Here is a 14,602-nt window from a genome sequence, read left to right on the forward strand (position 1 = left end):
GCACCGAGCGCAGAAAACGCCTGCCGACCCTGCCGCGAATGTCGGGCGCGTTCCCCGTGGATAAGTGCCGGATGGCGAGCGACCAGCAGCGCCAAACGGAGACGGAGTCATCCAAACGCCATGAGAGCGGACGAGAGCCCATGCACGGTCCGCCTTTCCGTGGACAAGTTCGGACCGGATCAGCTGGGCGCGACTGCCCCGGCTTGCGGACCATGCTCGCAAGCTCTCGATTTCACGGGAAAAGTCGCGGTCGCGGCGCCACCCGGGCCGCCCTGAGGGCCCGTGGACAACTTTGTGCAGAAGCAGGGACGGACTTGCTGGAAACAGCGGACCAGAGGCGCCTGTGGGCTTCCTGGCACGCCCAAGACATACGCCGAACCGCGGCCGGGAGCGCGGTGGAAAACTTTGTGGAATAGCGGGGCCGCCACTGCCCTCTCGGCGCCCTGAATGGATGGACCAAAGCGCATCGTTCGCCATGCTGGCGAGCTGGATCGTGTGTCACGTGGAAAACTTCGATTCTTGCTCAAGCCAGGAGATGGCCGTGCCGCCCGCGCGGGTACGGGCTCGGCTACCCCTACGTGCCGGCTGCAAAGCCGGCGAGCGTCAGCGTAAAAGTTGGTTCTCTTTTGCGCAGCCGCCCGCCCCGCGGCGGGCGCACCGAGCTCGAATCCCCAAAACTATCCACAGCCGATTCGACGCCGATGCCGGGTGGCGGCGCCACCAAGTGCCGTAGCGTCCTGGGGATATCTTTGTGAACAACATCGCCGATCCGCCGTGAAAAAACGGCCGCGCGGACGGATTCACGTGGACACGAAAATCCTCCGCCCGCACGCGCCTTCGCACGCTCCATTGCGTAAATCCCCGTAAACACGGCGAAATATCGCGGCAAAGGCCCGGAAACGCCGGGAATTTGGCCTGCTGTACTGTACATATCCACAGGTCATCGGTGCCGTCCCCCACCGGTCACTGTTCTGTGCAGAACTCCGATCGCCCCGCCTGTTCTCCGCACGGCCGCTTTCCACGGCGCCGTCGAAGGACGTTGTCGGGAAAATTATCCACAAAGTTATCCAGAGGCCGGCACGTCCGCGCGAGAGGCCACTTTTGACGTTAGTAAGCACTAACTGAAGCTGAGCGCGCGCTCGCGCGGCCTGCCCCGTGGCCGACGGCGGGAGCCCCGCGCTTCCCGGGTCGCAAACGGGTTGCCAGCAGCGACTGCTTACGGATGATGCAGATCCGTCAGCGGCAGTTGCGGGGGTTACGTCTGCTTGCCGTGAGACACCGCGGCCTGACGCCACAAGCGCGAAGACTGACATATGGTTGAAAGCATCGCCGCGCGTTGCGGCAAGACCCCCTCACTCGGCTCACCAGGTCGGAGGCACCCATGTCGGATAACGGCACCACGAACGAGAAAAAAGAATCGGCTGAAGAGCTGACCGAAAAGCTACCCTCCAAGGCGGCAGCGGTGCACGAGATCATCCGCAAGGAAGGCGAGAAGGAAATGCGCCGCGACTTCTTTGCGCTGTTCTGGTCCGCCATCGCGGGCGGCTTGATCATGAGCACCTCGATGCTGGGCCGAGGCGTGCTGCAGGCCTATCTGCCGGATGCGCAGTGGGCGATCCTGGTCGAGGCCATGGGCTACACCCTGGGCTTCATCTTCGTGATCACGGCCGGCCAGCAGCTCTTCACCGAAAACACGGTGACGCCGGTGCTGCCCTTCATGTCGCAGCCGACCTGGCGCAAGCTGATGCAACTGATGCGGCTCTGGGGCACCGTGCTGCTCGGCAACTTCATCGGTGGCCTGATCGCCGCTGCCGTGTTTGCCTACCTGCCCATGTTCTCGCCGGAGGTGGACAAGGAGTTTCTGGAGATGGGGCACCACCTGCTGCAGGTGCCCAACGGCCAATCGTTTGCGACCGCCGTGCTCGCCGGTTGGCTCATCGCGCTGCTGGTGTGGATGATCCATGCCGTCGAGACCGGCCGCATCCTGCTCATCTTCCTGATCACCTACCTGATGGGCATCTCCGACGTGGCGCACGTGGTGGTCGGGACGATCGAGGTGACTTACCTGGTGCTGCTCGGCCAGGCCGCCATCTCGGATGGCCTGCTCAATTTCGTGTTGCCGACGCTGGTGGGCAACATCATCGGCGGCACGTTCATCTTCGCGCTGATCAGCCATGCGCAGGTGCGCGCGGACGCCGGCCTGGACGTGCCCGACGACGAGGAACCCGGCAAGGGGCGCGCCATCGCACGCGAGCAAGACGCGGCCCGTTGATCGCCGCGGCCGTCTGCGACGTGCGCACGCGGTAGCGCACGTCGCTCTCGCGTCGGAACGCGAACGCGCCACGGGCATAGGGAGCGCCCGCCGCGCGGGTTGCGCGTGCAACTGGCAGGCACGCCGCCTCGCGCGCTACCCTTACGCCCTCGATCCACCTCCCACACCGCAACACAGCCGATATGAAGCCTATCCAGGCGCTGAAGCAGGCCTTGGCCGGGCTGCTGATGGCGATCTCGCCGATGGCCGGCGCACACGCCGCATATGAACCCGACGCCGCGGAACGCGCCGTCCTGGATGCCGTGCTGCATGACGAGCTCGCCGCATTTCTCAAGGCCGACGGCACGCTCATCGGCCAGCAGCTCGGCCTGCTCGCCGTGCGCGCGGCCAAGCTCTCGCAGGCCTATCCCGACGGATTGGAAAGGCCCCGGACCTTGTCGACCGACAAGGACCTGCTGGTGGGCGGCGGCGTTGCCCGCCCTGCCCCGCCCGCCGTGCCACAACACGCTCGCATCGCATTCGACACCGGCGCCACACCGCCGGTGCTCGCCGAGCTATCCACCGAGCTGCCCGAACGCATGCCGGCGGCGCCGACGCTGGCACTCGTGTGCAAACAACTGCGCTGGACCGGCCGCGAGTTTCTCTTCAGCGAATGCAAGGATGCGGCACCGATCGCCGAGCAGGCGGTGGCAACGCTTGCGCGCGAACTCGACGATTTCTTTGCGGGCAAGCCGACGCCGATGTGGGTCTCGCAGCTCGCCATCAATGCGGCGATGTCCGCCGCGCTGTTGCCAGCAGACCATGGCTGTCCGCAAGACCGCGAGCGCTGTGGCCGCGCCATCGCGGCAACGAACGATGCGCCCGGGCGCGATGCCATGCTGCGGCACGTCGTGCAACGCTACAGGCAGGCGGGGCTGGACCTGAGCCCTTACGAGCACGCCGGCCGTTGATCGAACGCGCGGTGCGCGCATCCCGCGCCACAAATGACAACGCCCCAGATGAATCTGGGGCGTTGGAGCCAGGGGTCAGGCCTGGCTGGCGGGAAAAAAGGGATTTCCCGATTTAGAGCGGACGGATCTCGGCCGCTTGAGGTCCTTTCGGACCATCCTTCACTTCGAATTCGACTTCCTGGCCTTCGTTGAGGCTGCGGTAGCCTCGGCCCTGGATCGCGGAGAAGTGCGCGAACACTTCCGTGCCACCGCCGTCGGGGGTGATGAAGCCGTAACCCTTATCGGCGTTGAACCATTTAACTTTGCCCTTCTGAGCCATTTCTATAGCGTCCTGATAAAAAATCGTGAATTGCAAGTGAATCAAGGACGCGGACACCAACGTACTGTCTGAGGTGGCACGAACGTGCCGGCGACACTGCGTTTGTGGCTTGCCGAGAATGGCAGAAACCGGGCTAGCGCACTGCTTGAATCAACTGCACGGCCAGCATACCTATCGCGTTCTGGTCACACATATAGTTGTTTACCCGTATGTGGCTTTTTTTTCACTTGGCGGTCAAGTTTGATCCTGGTCATTCAGGTGCAACGGCGCGCGAGTAGCTTGTACACGGGACCGGTCACCAGCACGACGAACACCATGCGCATCACATGGAATGCCGTGACCACCGGAACGCCCAGCTGCAGCACCTTTGCGGTGATGGCCATCTCCGCGATACCGCCCGGCGTGGTGCCCAGAATCAGGGTGGGAACGGGCGCTTCGGACCAGTGCGAAAGCAGGTTTCCGAGCCCGAAGGCCAGGGCCAGCGCGATGAGCGTGTAGGCCGCGACCACCGCGATAAAGCGCGGTGCCGAGCGGAAGAAATCAGACCGATATCTGTCGCCAAGCGACCAGCCGATGAAGAGCTGACCCGCCTTCAAAAACACATCCGGCAGGGCCGACCATTCAATCTCGGACGCGGTCAGGATCATCGCCACCAGCATCGGCCCGAGCACCCAGGGATTGGGCAGGTTGAGACGCTGGAACAGCAGGCCCCCCACGCAGGTAAGCCCGATCAACGCGGCCAGGCCGAGGCCATCGACGCTGCGCGGTCCGGGCACGGTCGGATCGATGCCGGCGACGCCCCACCACTGGAACACGAACGGCACGATCACGACCACCATCAGCACACGCACGCTGTGGGCCGTGGCGACGCGATCGATGCGTGCGCCGTGACGTTCGGCCAGGTTTGCCATTTCGCTGGCGCCACCGATCGCCGATGAGAACCACGCGGTCTTGAAGTCGACCGCGGCAAAGCGCTGCAGCATCGCGGTGCCGATGAAGGCGAGCAACAGCGCGAACAGCATGCCGACCACGATGGGGCCGAAGTTTGCGCCGATGTGGCCAACCATCAGCGGTGTGAAGTAAAGACCCAGCGACGTGCCGATGACCCACTGGCCCATGTTGCGCGCGGGGCGCGGGCAGAAGGTGCGCGCCCCGCCGATGCGCGTGGCCGCGGTAAGCAGCAGGGCACCCAGCATCCAGGGCAGCGGCATGCGCAGCCAGACGGCCAGCAGCGCGCCGGCCAGTGCAATGGCGAAACCCGCCAACAAACGAAAAGGCATAAGTTGATAACCCGATGACGCAGGAAAACACGGTCCGGCCCGGGCCGCCGTGGCGGCGCGCGCGCCCCGCTCGCCGCAACCCGTATTATCGAACAGGGCTTTTGCGCTGCCGGCACGCGCGGTGGGATACTTACGCACTTCGTGCCATCCCAAGCATTCCGCCACCCACTGCCATGATCCGATCCAAGCTGCCCGACGTGGGCACGACCATCTTCACCGTGATGAGCCGCCTGGCCATCGAACACAAGGCCATCAACCTGGGCCAGGGCTTCCCCGACTTCGATCCCGATCCCGCGCTGTGCGGCCTGGTCACCAAGGCCATGGCGGAAGGCCACAATCAATATCCCTACATGCCCGGCGTGGCGCCGCTGCGCGCGGCCATCGCCGACAAGGTCAAGACGCTTTACGGCCACGCCTACGATCCCGAAACCGAGATCACCGTGACCAGCGGTGCCACCGAGGCCCTTATGGCGACCGTGCTCGCGGCCGTCGGCCCCGGCGATGAAGTGATCGTCATCGAGCCCTGCTACGACTCCTACCTGCCGTCGATCCGGCTGGCAGGCGGCACGGCCGTGCCGGTGCCCTTGCGCGCACCCACGGCCGACGATCCGTATTACCGCATCGACTGGCAACGCGTGCGCGATGCGATCACGCCGCGCTCGCGCCTGCTGATGCTGAACTTCCCGCACAACCCGACCGGCGCCGTGCTGGACGAGAGCGATCTCGACGCGCTCGAGCAGATCGTGCGCGACACCGGCATCCTGCTGCTGTCCGACGAGGTGTACGAACACATCGTGTTCGATGGCAAGCCTCACCTGAGCCTGTCGCGCCGGCCCTTGCTGGCCGAGCACGCGTTCGTGATCTCGTCGTTCGGCAAGACCTATCACACGACCGGCTGGAAGATCGGCTATTGCTGCGCCCCGCGCGCGCTGAGCGCAGAGCTGCGCAAGGTGCACCAGTTCATGGTGTTCACCGTGCCCTCGCCGATGCAGGTCGCGCTGGCCGAGTTCATGGCGGATCCCAAGCCCTACCTGGCGCTGCCCGCGTTCTACCAGGCCAAGCGCGATCGGCTGAGCGCCGGCCTCGCCAAGACCCGCTTCAAGCCCCTGCCCAGCCCCGGCACGTTCTTCCTGCTGGCCGATTACAGCGCGATCTCGCAGCTCGACGAGGCCACGTTCGCCCGCAACCTCACGGTGGACCATGGCGTGACGGTGATCCCGGTGTCGGCCTTCTATCGCGACCCGGCCGCGGCCACGTCGAACCATCGCATCGTGCGCTTCTGCTTCGCCAAGAAAGACGCCACGCTGGACGCGGCACTGGAGCGCCTCGCGGCGGTCTGATCGGCCTTGAATTGGTTGCGCAAGCAACTGATTCGAACCACCAGAGTGCTTTGCACAGGTACTCAAATGAAAACAGGCGCCCCGAGAGGCGCCTGTTTCACTTTCTGGCGGTCTAGGTTGCGACGCGCATCATTGCTCGGCGGCGGCCGCCTTGCGGCGCTTGCGCAGGAAGCGCATCAGTTGCGGCAGGACCACGACGGCAATGGCGGCGATCCACAGGCCCATCGACACCGGGCTCGCGTACAGCACGTTCAGTTCGCCGTTGGTGATCGACAGGGCGCGCCGCAGGTTCTGTTCCATCATGTCGCCCAGCACGACACCGAGCACGAGCGGCGCCATGGGCACGCCGAACTTGCGCAGGAAGTAGCCCAGCGCACCGATGCCCACGACCATGTACAGGTCGAACGAACCGGCATTGATGGCGTAGACGCCGATGTAGCTGATGCAGAGAATGCCCGGCACCATCATCCACGCCGGCACCGACAGCACCTTCGAGAACACGCGCACCATCGGCACGTTCATGATGAACAGCAGCACGTTGGCGATGAACAGCGAGGCGATCAGGCCCCACACCAGCTCGGGCTTGGTGTCGAACAGCACCGGGCCCGGCGTGATGTTGTAGAGCGTGAGCGCGCCCATCATCACGGCGGTGGTGCCCGAACCCGGCACGCCCAGCGTCAGCATCGGCACGAAGGAGCCGATGGCCGAGGCCGTGGCGGCGGCTTCGGGCGCCACCAGGCCGCGCATGTCGCCCTTGCCGAACTTGGCGTTCGGGTCCTTGTTTTCGATGATGCGCTTTTCCTGCGAGTAGGCCACGGCGGCGGCCACGCTGGCACCGGCGCCCGGCAGCACGCCCACGCCGAAGCCCACCAGCGCACTGCGCACCACGCTCCACCAGGTGAACGCCAGCTCTTTCAGGTTGAAGAGCTTGCGGCCGCTGGGCTTGACCTCGACGCTGTGGCCGGCGACGACCTTCTCCAGCATCTCCAGCATTTCGCTGACCGCGAACAGCGCGATCACCACCACCACGAAGTCGATGCCGTCGGCCAGATGCACCGAGTCGAAGGTGTAGCGATAGACGCCGGAGTTGGCATCCACGCCGATCACCGAGATCGCCAGACCCAGCATCGCCGCGAGCACGCCCTTGACCGGCTGTTTGCCGAGCAGGCTGGTGAGGCAGCAGAACGCGAACACCATCAGCACGAAGTACTCGGCCGGACCGAACGCCAAGGCCCATTGCGCCAGCAGCGGCGCGAGCAGGATGATGCCGGTGACCGACACGATGGCGCCGAAGAAGGCCGACCAGGCCGACAGCGACAGCGCCACGTTGGCCAGCCCCTGGCGCGCCAGCGGATAGCCGTCGAGCGTGGTCATGATGGCGCTGGCCTCGCCCGGCACGTTGAGCAGGATCGAGGTGATGCGGCCGCCGTACTCGGCGCCCACATAGACCGAGGCCAGCAGGATCAGCGCGGTTTCGGGCGGCAGATTCATGGCGAATGCGATCGGGATCAGCATCGCAACGCCGTTGATGGGGCCCAGGCCGGGCAGCACGCCCACCATGGTGCCGAAGAAAGAACCGATGGCCGCGACCAGCACGTTGGTGACGGAAAACGCCACGCCGAAGCCGATCGACAGATGGTCGAGAATGCCGCTCATATCAAGCCCTCCAGGACGCCGCCGGGCAACACGACGTCCAGCACCTTGTCGAACAACAGGAAGAACAACACCCCCATCACCAGCCCGCCGATCGCGCACTTGATCCACGGGCCGCCGAACAGGCGGCCGACCAGCACGGTCATGATGGCGGTGGAGATCACGAAGCCGAGCAACTGGAACAGGAACGCGTAGACCGCGGCGTAGATCACCATCAGCAGGATGCGGCTGTTGGCGCCGGGGGCGTTGGCTTCGACCTGGTTGCCGCCGCGATACACCAGCCACAGGCCGCACAGGCCGATGACGCTGGCGATCAGCATCGGGAAGGCACGCGGGCCCACCGGTTCGTAGGAGAACGGCGCTTCGATGTCCCAGCCGGCCCAGATCAGGAACGCGGCCAGGACCAGGGCACACGCGCCCAGTATTCGATCATTCATGATCCTGTTTCCATGCAGAGAAAGGGCTGGCGGCGCGGAGCCGACGGCCGGATTCACGCGCGGACGGCGGCATTGCGCCGCCGCCGTTCGAAGCGCGTGAGGATTACTTCTTGATCAGGCCGAAGGAATCGGCGAGTTCGGTGTAGCTCTTGACCTGCGCCTTGACATAGTCGTCGAGCTCCTTGCCCGTCTTGCTGAAGGGGAACAGACCTTGTTGCTCGCGCAACTTGGCGAACTCGGGCGAGGCCATGGTCTTGTTGAACGCATCGACCCAGAACTGATAGTCGGCGTCGGAGACCTGCGGGCCGACGTAGAAGCCGCGGATGATGGGCCAGACGATGTCGTAGCCCTGCTCTTTCGCGGTCGGGACGGTGTTGAGCTTGCCCGGCAGGCGTTCGTTGTTGAACACGGCCAGCACGCGGATCGGGGCGCCGCCCTCGAGCATCGTGAAGGCTTCGGCCGCGTCGCCCATGTAGGCCTGGATGTGGCCGCCGCGCAGCGCGGTCACGGCTTCGCCGCCGCCCTCGAACGCCACGAAGCGCATCTTGCGCACGTCCACGCCGGCCGCCTTGGCGGTCAGCGCGGCCTTCATCCAATCCTGGCTGCCCACCGTGCCGCCGGCGCCCAGCACGATCTTGGTGGGATCCTGCTTGAAGGCCTCCATCAGGCCCTTCAGGTCGGTGTACGGCGAATCGTTGCGCACCACGGCCACGCCGTAGTCGGTGCCGATGCCGGCAAGCCAGCGCACGTCGTCGACCGAGTACTTGCCGAACTTGTGCTGCGCCAGGTTGAGCAGCGAACCGCCCGAGAAGGCCACGATCGTGCCGGGCTCTTTCGGATGCTGGGCCACGATGTTGTTGTAGGCGACCGCGCCGATGCCACCGGGCATGTAGACGATGCGCATCGGCGACTTCAGCGCCCCGCTCTGCTTCAGGCCTTCGGTGGCCAGGCGGCACGTCAGGTCGAAACCCCCGCCGGGCTGGGCCGGCGCGATGCACTCGGGGCGGCGCGGCTCGTCGGCGGCATGGCCGGACTGGGCGAACGACAGGGTGGCCAGGGTGAGTGCCGCCGTGGCGGCACGGCGGAACGTCTGCAGCATCTGCATGGTGCGGTCTCCGTAGATTTTTCTAAAAATTCTGGGTTGGATCCGGCCACTCTGCCGAGGGCCGTCCAATGGAACCGAACCGTACCGAAGCGCGCCTTTCCGGAACCTTTCAAAACACCGGTTTTTTATGCTGCGCCGCAAAAGCCCGGGTGGGGCTAAGGGGAAACACCAATGCGGCCCGCAAGCCCGGGCCAGGGTCGCGGTTTTCCAGCACCAGGCGGGCGCCATGGACGCCCACGATGGTGCCGACGATGGCCAGCCCGAGCCCGGCACCGGTGGTGTTCTTGCCGGCGGCCCCGCGCCGGAAGCGCACGCTGGCCTGGGCGATGTCGGGGGCGGACATGCCCGGCCCGTCGTCCTCGACGGCGATCCAGGCCTCTGCGGCGCCGCTGCCGACCCGCAGCGTCACCTCGCCGCCCGGGCGGGTGTAGCGCAGGGCGTTGTCGAGCAGATTGCTCAGGGCCTCGCGCAACATCCACTCGGCGGCCTGCACCTGCACCGGGGCCTCCGGCACGTCCAGGCCCAGGTCGATCTGGCTGGCCCGCGCCGCCGGCAGGAAGGTGCGGGCGATGTTGTCGGCCAGCTCGGCCAGGTCGACGGTCTCGGTCTGCAGGCCGCCCTCGGCCAGGGAGGCGTCCTTGGCGCGCGCCAGCGCCAGCATCTGGTTGGTGGTGCGTACCGCCCTGTCCAGCCCCTCCTGCATCGCCAGGAGGACGCTGCGGATCTCCTGGGGGTCGTTTTCGCGCAGGGCGTAGGCCGTCTGGGTACGCAAAACCGACAGCGGCGTGCGCAACTGGTGCGAGGCGTCGTCCAGGAACTGCCGCTGGACCCTCGCCTGAGCCTCAAAACGGCCCGTGTGGCGATTGATGGCCTGAATGAGGGGTAGGACCTCAGCCGGGACGTCGGACGCGCTGACGGGCCTTAAATCGTCCTCAGGGCGCGCCTGGATTTCCTCCTCCACCCGTTCGAGGGGCCTCAGGGCGCTCAGAACGGTCCAGATCACGATCAAAACGGCCAGCAGTACCACGGCGAGGTCCCGCTCCACGGAACGCACCAGCGCCTCGTTAAGGAACTCCTGGCGGGTATCCAGGGTTTCGGCCACCTGCACCACGACGCGTCCCCCTTTGTTTGCGTAGAGCGGGGGCTCCATCGGCCGGGCCATCGCGGCGACCCGGACCGGGGTGCCGTCGTAGTCGGCATAGAAAAACTGCGGCTGCCCGGACACCAGCGGCTGGTCGGGCATGGGCAGGGCCGGGTTGCCGATTTCGGCCAGCCCGTCCTCGGTGGCCACCCGGTAGAACACGCTGCCATTGGCCGTCAGCTCGAAGAATTCGAGCATGAGGTACGGCTGCTCCAGGGCTAATCCACCGCTGGCTGTGGATATGTTGTGGTCGATGGATTTGAGCGCGCCAGCGAGGGCGCGGTCGTAGGCAACGTCGACCTGGGTCCGCAGCTGGTGGTTCGACACCCAGAGGGCCGCCACCATCAGGACGACCAGCACCGGAATCAGGCGCCACAACAGGGTGGCACGCAGGCTGCGCGGGGGTTTTTCGACCGGCGGAACGCCGGTCGCCGCCGTATCACGGGTTATCAACAGCCATCTCCAGGCAATAGCCCATGCCGCGCATCGTCGTGATCTGAACACCGGTCTCCGTGAGCTTTTTTCGCAGGCGATGCACCAGCACTTCGATGGCTTCCAGGTTGACTTCGGAGTCCTGCCCCTGGATGCGATCGAGGATCTGCTGCTTGGTCATGGGTTCACCGCTGCGCTGGATCAGGACGCGCAGCACCGCGTGTTCTCTTGGGGATAACTGCAGGGGCTGTCCGCGGACGCTGAATTTTTGCGCCGAAGTATCCAGCACCAGGTCGCCCAGCGCGAGTCGCGGATGTTCGCGGCCGCGGCTGCGGCGCACCAGCGCCGTCAGCCGGGCTTCGAGCTCTTCGAGCACGAAGGGTTTCGGCAAAAAATCGTCCGCCCCTTCGTGCAGCGTGCCGACTCTTTCCGCGAGCGAGTCGCGGGCGGTCAGCACGAGCACCGGTGTCCGGTCGTCCCGGGCACGCATTTTCGACAACAAGGTGTGGCCATCCATTCCGGGCAGACCCAGGTCGAGCACGACGGCATCGAATTCTTCGATGGCGAGACGGCGATCGGCCAGCAGGCCGTCGTCTGCCCACTCGACCACGAAGCCGGCATGTCGGGCCAGGCTTCGGGAAAGCCAGTGAGCCAGTTCGGCTTCGTCTTCGATCAGGAGGATGCGCATGACCGGGAACCCGGGCGGGCGTGGTGGGGCGATGGCATGGTTTGCGGGTTTCCTTTTTATGTTCTTTATATAAAGACTAATGATTAATAAGGGCTGTGGATAACTACCTTAACCGTAAAAAGCGATTCTATTTCAAACGCTTGCAGCGGTTTTTGCCTGTGCAAGAACTCTGTTTGGAAAAAAGCGTGAAGTTGAACAATTTTTTGGGGACAGTCGAAAACCCCCGCTTGTTCAACCCAGGTCCACACAATGTGCACAACGGCGCGTCGTAGAGGTTATCCACAGGTCGGATTGGATGATTTGCCAGCGGAACACCCGCCTGGATGCGCAACAAGTGCGCAATCGGGAGGCCGGAAATTCGGCATTCTGCGGGGGCAGGAGGCGGCTTTGAGCGCTGATTTCGCGCGCCGGGTCGCGCGCGGACCCCGAAGGCAAAAGGCGCTCGTAGCGCGCGCGTTGATCAAAAATTGCGCGCAAAAAAGGCGCTGCCGAAGATGCGTTCTGGCCGTGCCTCGCGCGCGCCACCCGCCTGAAACCCGCCTGTCGGATCGCGTGCTGCCGTCGGGCCGGGCGAGGTCTGGAGGCTGCCTGCGGCCAGGCGTGGCCTGGGCTGAACGGAAGCGCCCGCCTGGCGCGGGCCGTGAGCCGCGGCGTGTGGCGATTGGGGCGCCCGGCGTGGGGCCCGCAAGAACAGGTCGATACGCCCGCGCGTCGGTGCCTGCAGGTCGGCGAGGGGTGTGCGGGTACGGAGCCTGGTGCCCGTTGCCGCAATGTGTCGTGGCGAAGGTGGCGATGGCCGGCGCGAGCGCGCGGCGGCGATGCGTCATCGTGATGCAGAAAAACGGGCAGCGACAGAAACCGCATCCCTCGCGCGCCGGTCGTCGCGACCATGTTCCATGCCGCTCGCGATGGGAGTGGAGTCAGCGCTGCCGGGACGATGAAAGGCGTTCGTTTTTTTTGACCCTGCGTTTTTGTTGCCTCGAAGTGCCTTGAATATAGGGGTATCAGAGCGGTGTTCTTAAATTGGTTGTTTGCGCAACCAGTTTCAGGATGAAGAATTTATATCGGTATCTTGTGTTCCGATTCGCGTGGCGTGATGCGATCGGCTGTCGCGTGTGCGGAATTTTTGCCGTGGGTTTTCGCGTTTCCTGGTGTTGGTCTGGCTCGTCCGTTTATCCGATATGGTTGTGTGCGCAACGATATCGGCGACGGCGTGCGGCATGGAATGAATGGCGTCCTCCTGCGCCACCCCGACGGGAGGCGCCTCGGTACAGGCGAAAAAAAACCGCCCGTTTCCGGGCGGTTCGTCTTGCGGTCGGGAGGCCTGGATCAGGCTTCGCGATTGGCGTCGATCACCGTGAGCGCGGCCATGTTGACGATCCGGCGCACGGTGGCGCTGGAGGTCAGGATATGGGCCGCGCCGTTCGCGCCCAGCAGGAACGGGCCCACGGCCACGTTGCCGCCGGCCGCGGTCTTGAGCAGGTTGTAGGCGATGTTGCCGGCGTCGACGTTGGGGCAGACCAGCAGATTGGCCGAACCCTTCAGCGGCGACGACGGCAGGATGCGCTGGCGCAGGCCTTCGTCGAGCGCGCAGTCGCCGTGCATTTCGCCATCCACTTCCAGCTCGGGCGCCTGTTCGCGCACGATGTCGAGCGCGGCGCGCATCTTTGCGCCGGAGGCCGAGCTGCCCGAACCGAAGTTCGAGCGCGACAGCAGCGCGACCTTGGGGGCGAGGTTCAGACGGGTCATCTCCTCGGCCGCGGCGATGGTGATCTCGGCGATCTGTTCGGCGCTGGGATCGTCGTTGACGTGCGTGTCGGCCAGGGCCACCGTGCGCTGATCCAGCAGCAGGATGTTCATCGCCGCATAGGTGTTCGCGCCCGGCTTCTTGCCGATCACTTCGTCGATGAAGCGCAGGTGGTCGTGATAGGCGCCGACCGCGCCGCAGACCAGGCCGTCGGCATCGCCCAGGCGCACCATCATCGCGCCGATCAGCGTCAGGCGGCGGCGCATTTCCACGCGCGCCATTTCCTTGGTGATGCCGCGGCGGCACATCAGCTCCCAATACGTCGTCCAGTACTGGTGGAAGCGCTCGTCGTATTCCGGATTGCAGACCTCGACGTCCTGGCCCAACTTCAGGCGCAGGCCGAACTTCTCGATGCGCGACAGCAGCACCGACGGACGGCCCACCAGAATGGGCTTGGCCAGCTTTTCGTCGACGATCACCTGCACGGCGCGCAGCACGCGCTCGTCTTCGCCTTCGGTGAACACGATGCGCGACTTGCCGCCGTCGCGGACCCATTGCTTGGCGGCCGCGAACACCGGCTTCATGAAGGCGCCGGAGTGATACACGAACTGCTGCAGCTGCTCGACGTAGGCATCGAGGTCGGCCAGCGGGCGCGTGGCCACGCCGCCTTCCATGGCGGCACGCGCCACGGCGGGCGCGATGCGCATGATGAGGCGCGGATCGAAGGGTTTCGGGATCAGGTACTCGGGGCCGAACGACAGATCGTAGGTGCCATAGGCCGCGGCCACCACGTCATTGGCTTCTTCCTCGGCCAGGCCGGCGATCGCATACACCGCCGCCTTTTCCATCTCCGGCGTGATGGTGGTGGCGCCCACGTCGAGCGCGCCACGGAAGATGTAGGGGAAGCACAGCACGTTGTTGACCTGGTTCGGATAGTCCGAACGGCCGGTCGCCATCACGATGTCGTCGCGCACGGCCTTGGCCACTTCCGGCAGGATCTCGGGCGTGGGATTGGCCAGCGCCAGGATCAGCGGTCGCGGGGCCATCACTGCCACCATTTCGGCTTTCAGCACGCCCCCGGCCGACAGGCCGAGGAACACGTCGGCGCCGTCGATCACGTCGGCCAGCTTGCGCGCCTCGGTCTTCTGCGCGTAGCGCGCCTTGTCCGGATCCATCAGCGTGGTGCGGCCTTCGTAGACCACGCCCTCGATGTCGGTGACCCAGACGTTCTCGAGCGG

11 protein-coding genes are annotated in these 14,602 nt (G+C 65.3%); 3 read left to right on the forward strand and 8 right to left on the reverse strand.

Annotated elements, in window-relative coordinates; all coding sequences use genetic code 11:
- The first annotated feature begins 1,381 nt into the window (after nucleotides 1-1,381).
- Both CEG14_RS25550 and CEG14_RS25555 read left to right on the forward strand, forming a co-directional pair.
- Entirely contained in the window at nucleotides 1,382-2,272 is an 891-nt protein-coding gene (locus CEG14_RS25550) for a formate/nitrite transporter family protein (RefSeq protein ID WP_094829213.1), read from the forward strand.
- 182 nt (nucleotides 2,273-2,454) lie between these two features.
- Nucleotides 2,455-3,222, forward strand: coding sequence for a hypothetical protein (locus tag CEG14_RS25555; RefSeq protein ID WP_094829214.1), 768 nt, complete (start codon nucleotides 2,455-2,457; stop codon nucleotides 3,220-3,222).
- Between the two features lie 112 nt (nucleotides 3,223-3,334).
- Here CEG14_RS25555 and CEG14_RS25560 read toward each other — a convergent pair whose 3' ends face one another.
- Both CEG14_RS25560 and CEG14_RS25565 read right to left on the reverse strand, forming a co-directional pair.
- Entirely contained in the window at nucleotides 3,335-3,541 is a 207-nt protein-coding gene (locus CEG14_RS25560; protein WP_094829215.1) for a cold-shock protein, read from the reverse strand.
- A gap of 254 nt (nucleotides 3,542-3,795) precedes the next feature.
- Nucleotides 3,796-4,821, reverse strand: a complete 1,026-nt coding sequence (locus CEG14_RS25565) for an AbrB family transcriptional regulator (protein ID WP_094829216.1) — start codon at nucleotides 4,819-4,821, stop codon at nucleotides 3,796-3,798.
- A 173-nt stretch (nucleotides 4,822-4,994) separates the two neighbouring features.
- On the opposite strand from CEG14_RS25565, the gene CEG14_RS25570 reads away from it, so the two are divergent.
- On the forward strand, nucleotides 4,995-6,161 hold the full coding sequence (locus tag CEG14_RS25570; RefSeq protein ID WP_094829217.1) for a pyridoxal phosphate-dependent aminotransferase: 1,167 nt from the start codon (nucleotides 4,995-4,997) through the stop codon (nucleotides 6,159-6,161).
- Between the two features lie 129 nt (nucleotides 6,162-6,290).
- Here CEG14_RS25570 and CEG14_RS25575 read toward each other — a convergent pair whose 3' ends face one another.
- From CEG14_RS25575 to CEG14_RS25600, 6 genes are all read right to left on the reverse strand, one after another.
- On the reverse strand, nucleotides 6,291-7,817 hold the full coding sequence (locus CEG14_RS25575; RefSeq protein ID WP_094829218.1) for a tripartite tricarboxylate transporter permease: 1,527 nt from the start codon (nucleotides 7,815-7,817) through the stop codon (nucleotides 6,291-6,293).
- Nucleotides 7,814-8,251: a tripartite tricarboxylate transporter TctB family protein gene (locus CEG14_RS25580; RefSeq protein WP_094829219.1), complete on the reverse strand. Its 438-nt coding sequence runs from the start codon at nucleotides 8,249-8,251 to the stop codon at nucleotides 7,814-7,816. The genes CEG14_RS25575 and CEG14_RS25580 overlap by 4 nt, the downstream gene beginning before the upstream one ends.
- A 103-nt stretch (nucleotides 8,252-8,354) precedes the next feature.
- Nucleotides 8,355-9,356, reverse strand: a complete 1,002-nt coding sequence (locus CEG14_RS25585) for a Bug family tripartite tricarboxylate transporter substrate binding protein (RefSeq protein WP_094829220.1) — start codon at nucleotides 9,354-9,356, stop codon at nucleotides 8,355-8,357.
- A 109-nt stretch (nucleotides 9,357-9,465) separates the two neighbouring features.
- Nucleotides 9,466-10,842, reverse strand: coding sequence for a sensor histidine kinase (locus CEG14_RS25590; RefSeq protein ID WP_094829238.1), 1,377 nt, complete (start codon nucleotides 10,840-10,842; stop codon nucleotides 9,466-9,468).
- A gap of 94 nt (nucleotides 10,843-10,936) precedes the next feature.
- Nucleotides 10,937-11,617, reverse strand: coding sequence for a response regulator (locus CEG14_RS25595; protein ID WP_094829221.1), 681 nt, complete (start codon nucleotides 11,615-11,617; stop codon nucleotides 10,937-10,939).
- A gap of 1,329 nt (nucleotides 11,618-12,946) precedes the next feature.
- A partial coding sequence (locus tag CEG14_RS25600) for a phosphate acyltransferase (RefSeq protein WP_094829222.1) occupies nucleotides 12,947-14,602 on the reverse strand: 1,656 nt, incomplete at its 5' end.

The sequence above is a fragment of the Bordetella genomosp. 1 genome, from assembly GCF_002261335.1.
Taxonomy (GTDB): Bacteria; Pseudomonadota; Gammaproteobacteria; order Burkholderiales; family Burkholderiaceae_B; genus Bordetella.

Bases quoted from the DNA above. Each gene is read 5' to 3' on its own strand.
- CEG14_RS25550 (WP_094829213.1), top strand. From the start codon at position 1,382: ATGTCGGATAACGGCACCACGAACGAGAAAAAAGAATCGGCTGAAGAG.
- CEG14_RS25555 (WP_094829214.1), top strand. From the start codon at position 2,455: ATGAAGCCTATCCAGGCGCTGAAGCAGGCCTTGGCCGGGCTGCTGATG.
- CEG14_RS25560 (WP_094829215.1), bottom strand. From the start codon at position 3,541: ATGGCTCAGAAGGGCAAAGTTAAATGGTTCAACGCCGATAAGGGTTAC.
- CEG14_RS25565 (WP_094829216.1), bottom strand. From the start codon at position 4,821: ATGCCTTTTCGTTTGTTGGCGGGTTTCGCCATTGCACTGGCCGGCGCG.
- CEG14_RS25570 (WP_094829217.1), top strand. From the start codon at position 4,995: ATGATCCGATCCAAGCTGCCCGACGTGGGCACGACCATCTTCACCGTG.
- CEG14_RS25575 (WP_094829218.1), bottom strand. From the start codon at position 7,817: ATGAGCGGCATTCTCGACCATCTGTCGATCGGCTTCGGCGTGGCGTTT.
- CEG14_RS25580 (WP_094829219.1), bottom strand. From the start codon at position 8,251: ATGAATGATCGAATACTGGGCGCGTGTGCCCTGGTCCTGGCCGCGTTC.
- CEG14_RS25585 (WP_094829220.1), bottom strand. From the start codon at position 9,356: ATGCAGATGCTGCAGACGTTCCGCCGTGCCGCCACGGCGGCACTCACC.
- CEG14_RS25590 (WP_094829238.1), bottom strand. From the start codon at position 10,842: ATGGTGGCGGCCCTCTGGGTGTCGAACCACCAGCTGCGGACCCAGGTC.
- CEG14_RS25595 (WP_094829221.1), bottom strand. From the start codon at position 11,617: ATGCGCATCCTCCTGATCGAAGACGAAGCCGAACTGGCTCACTGGCTT.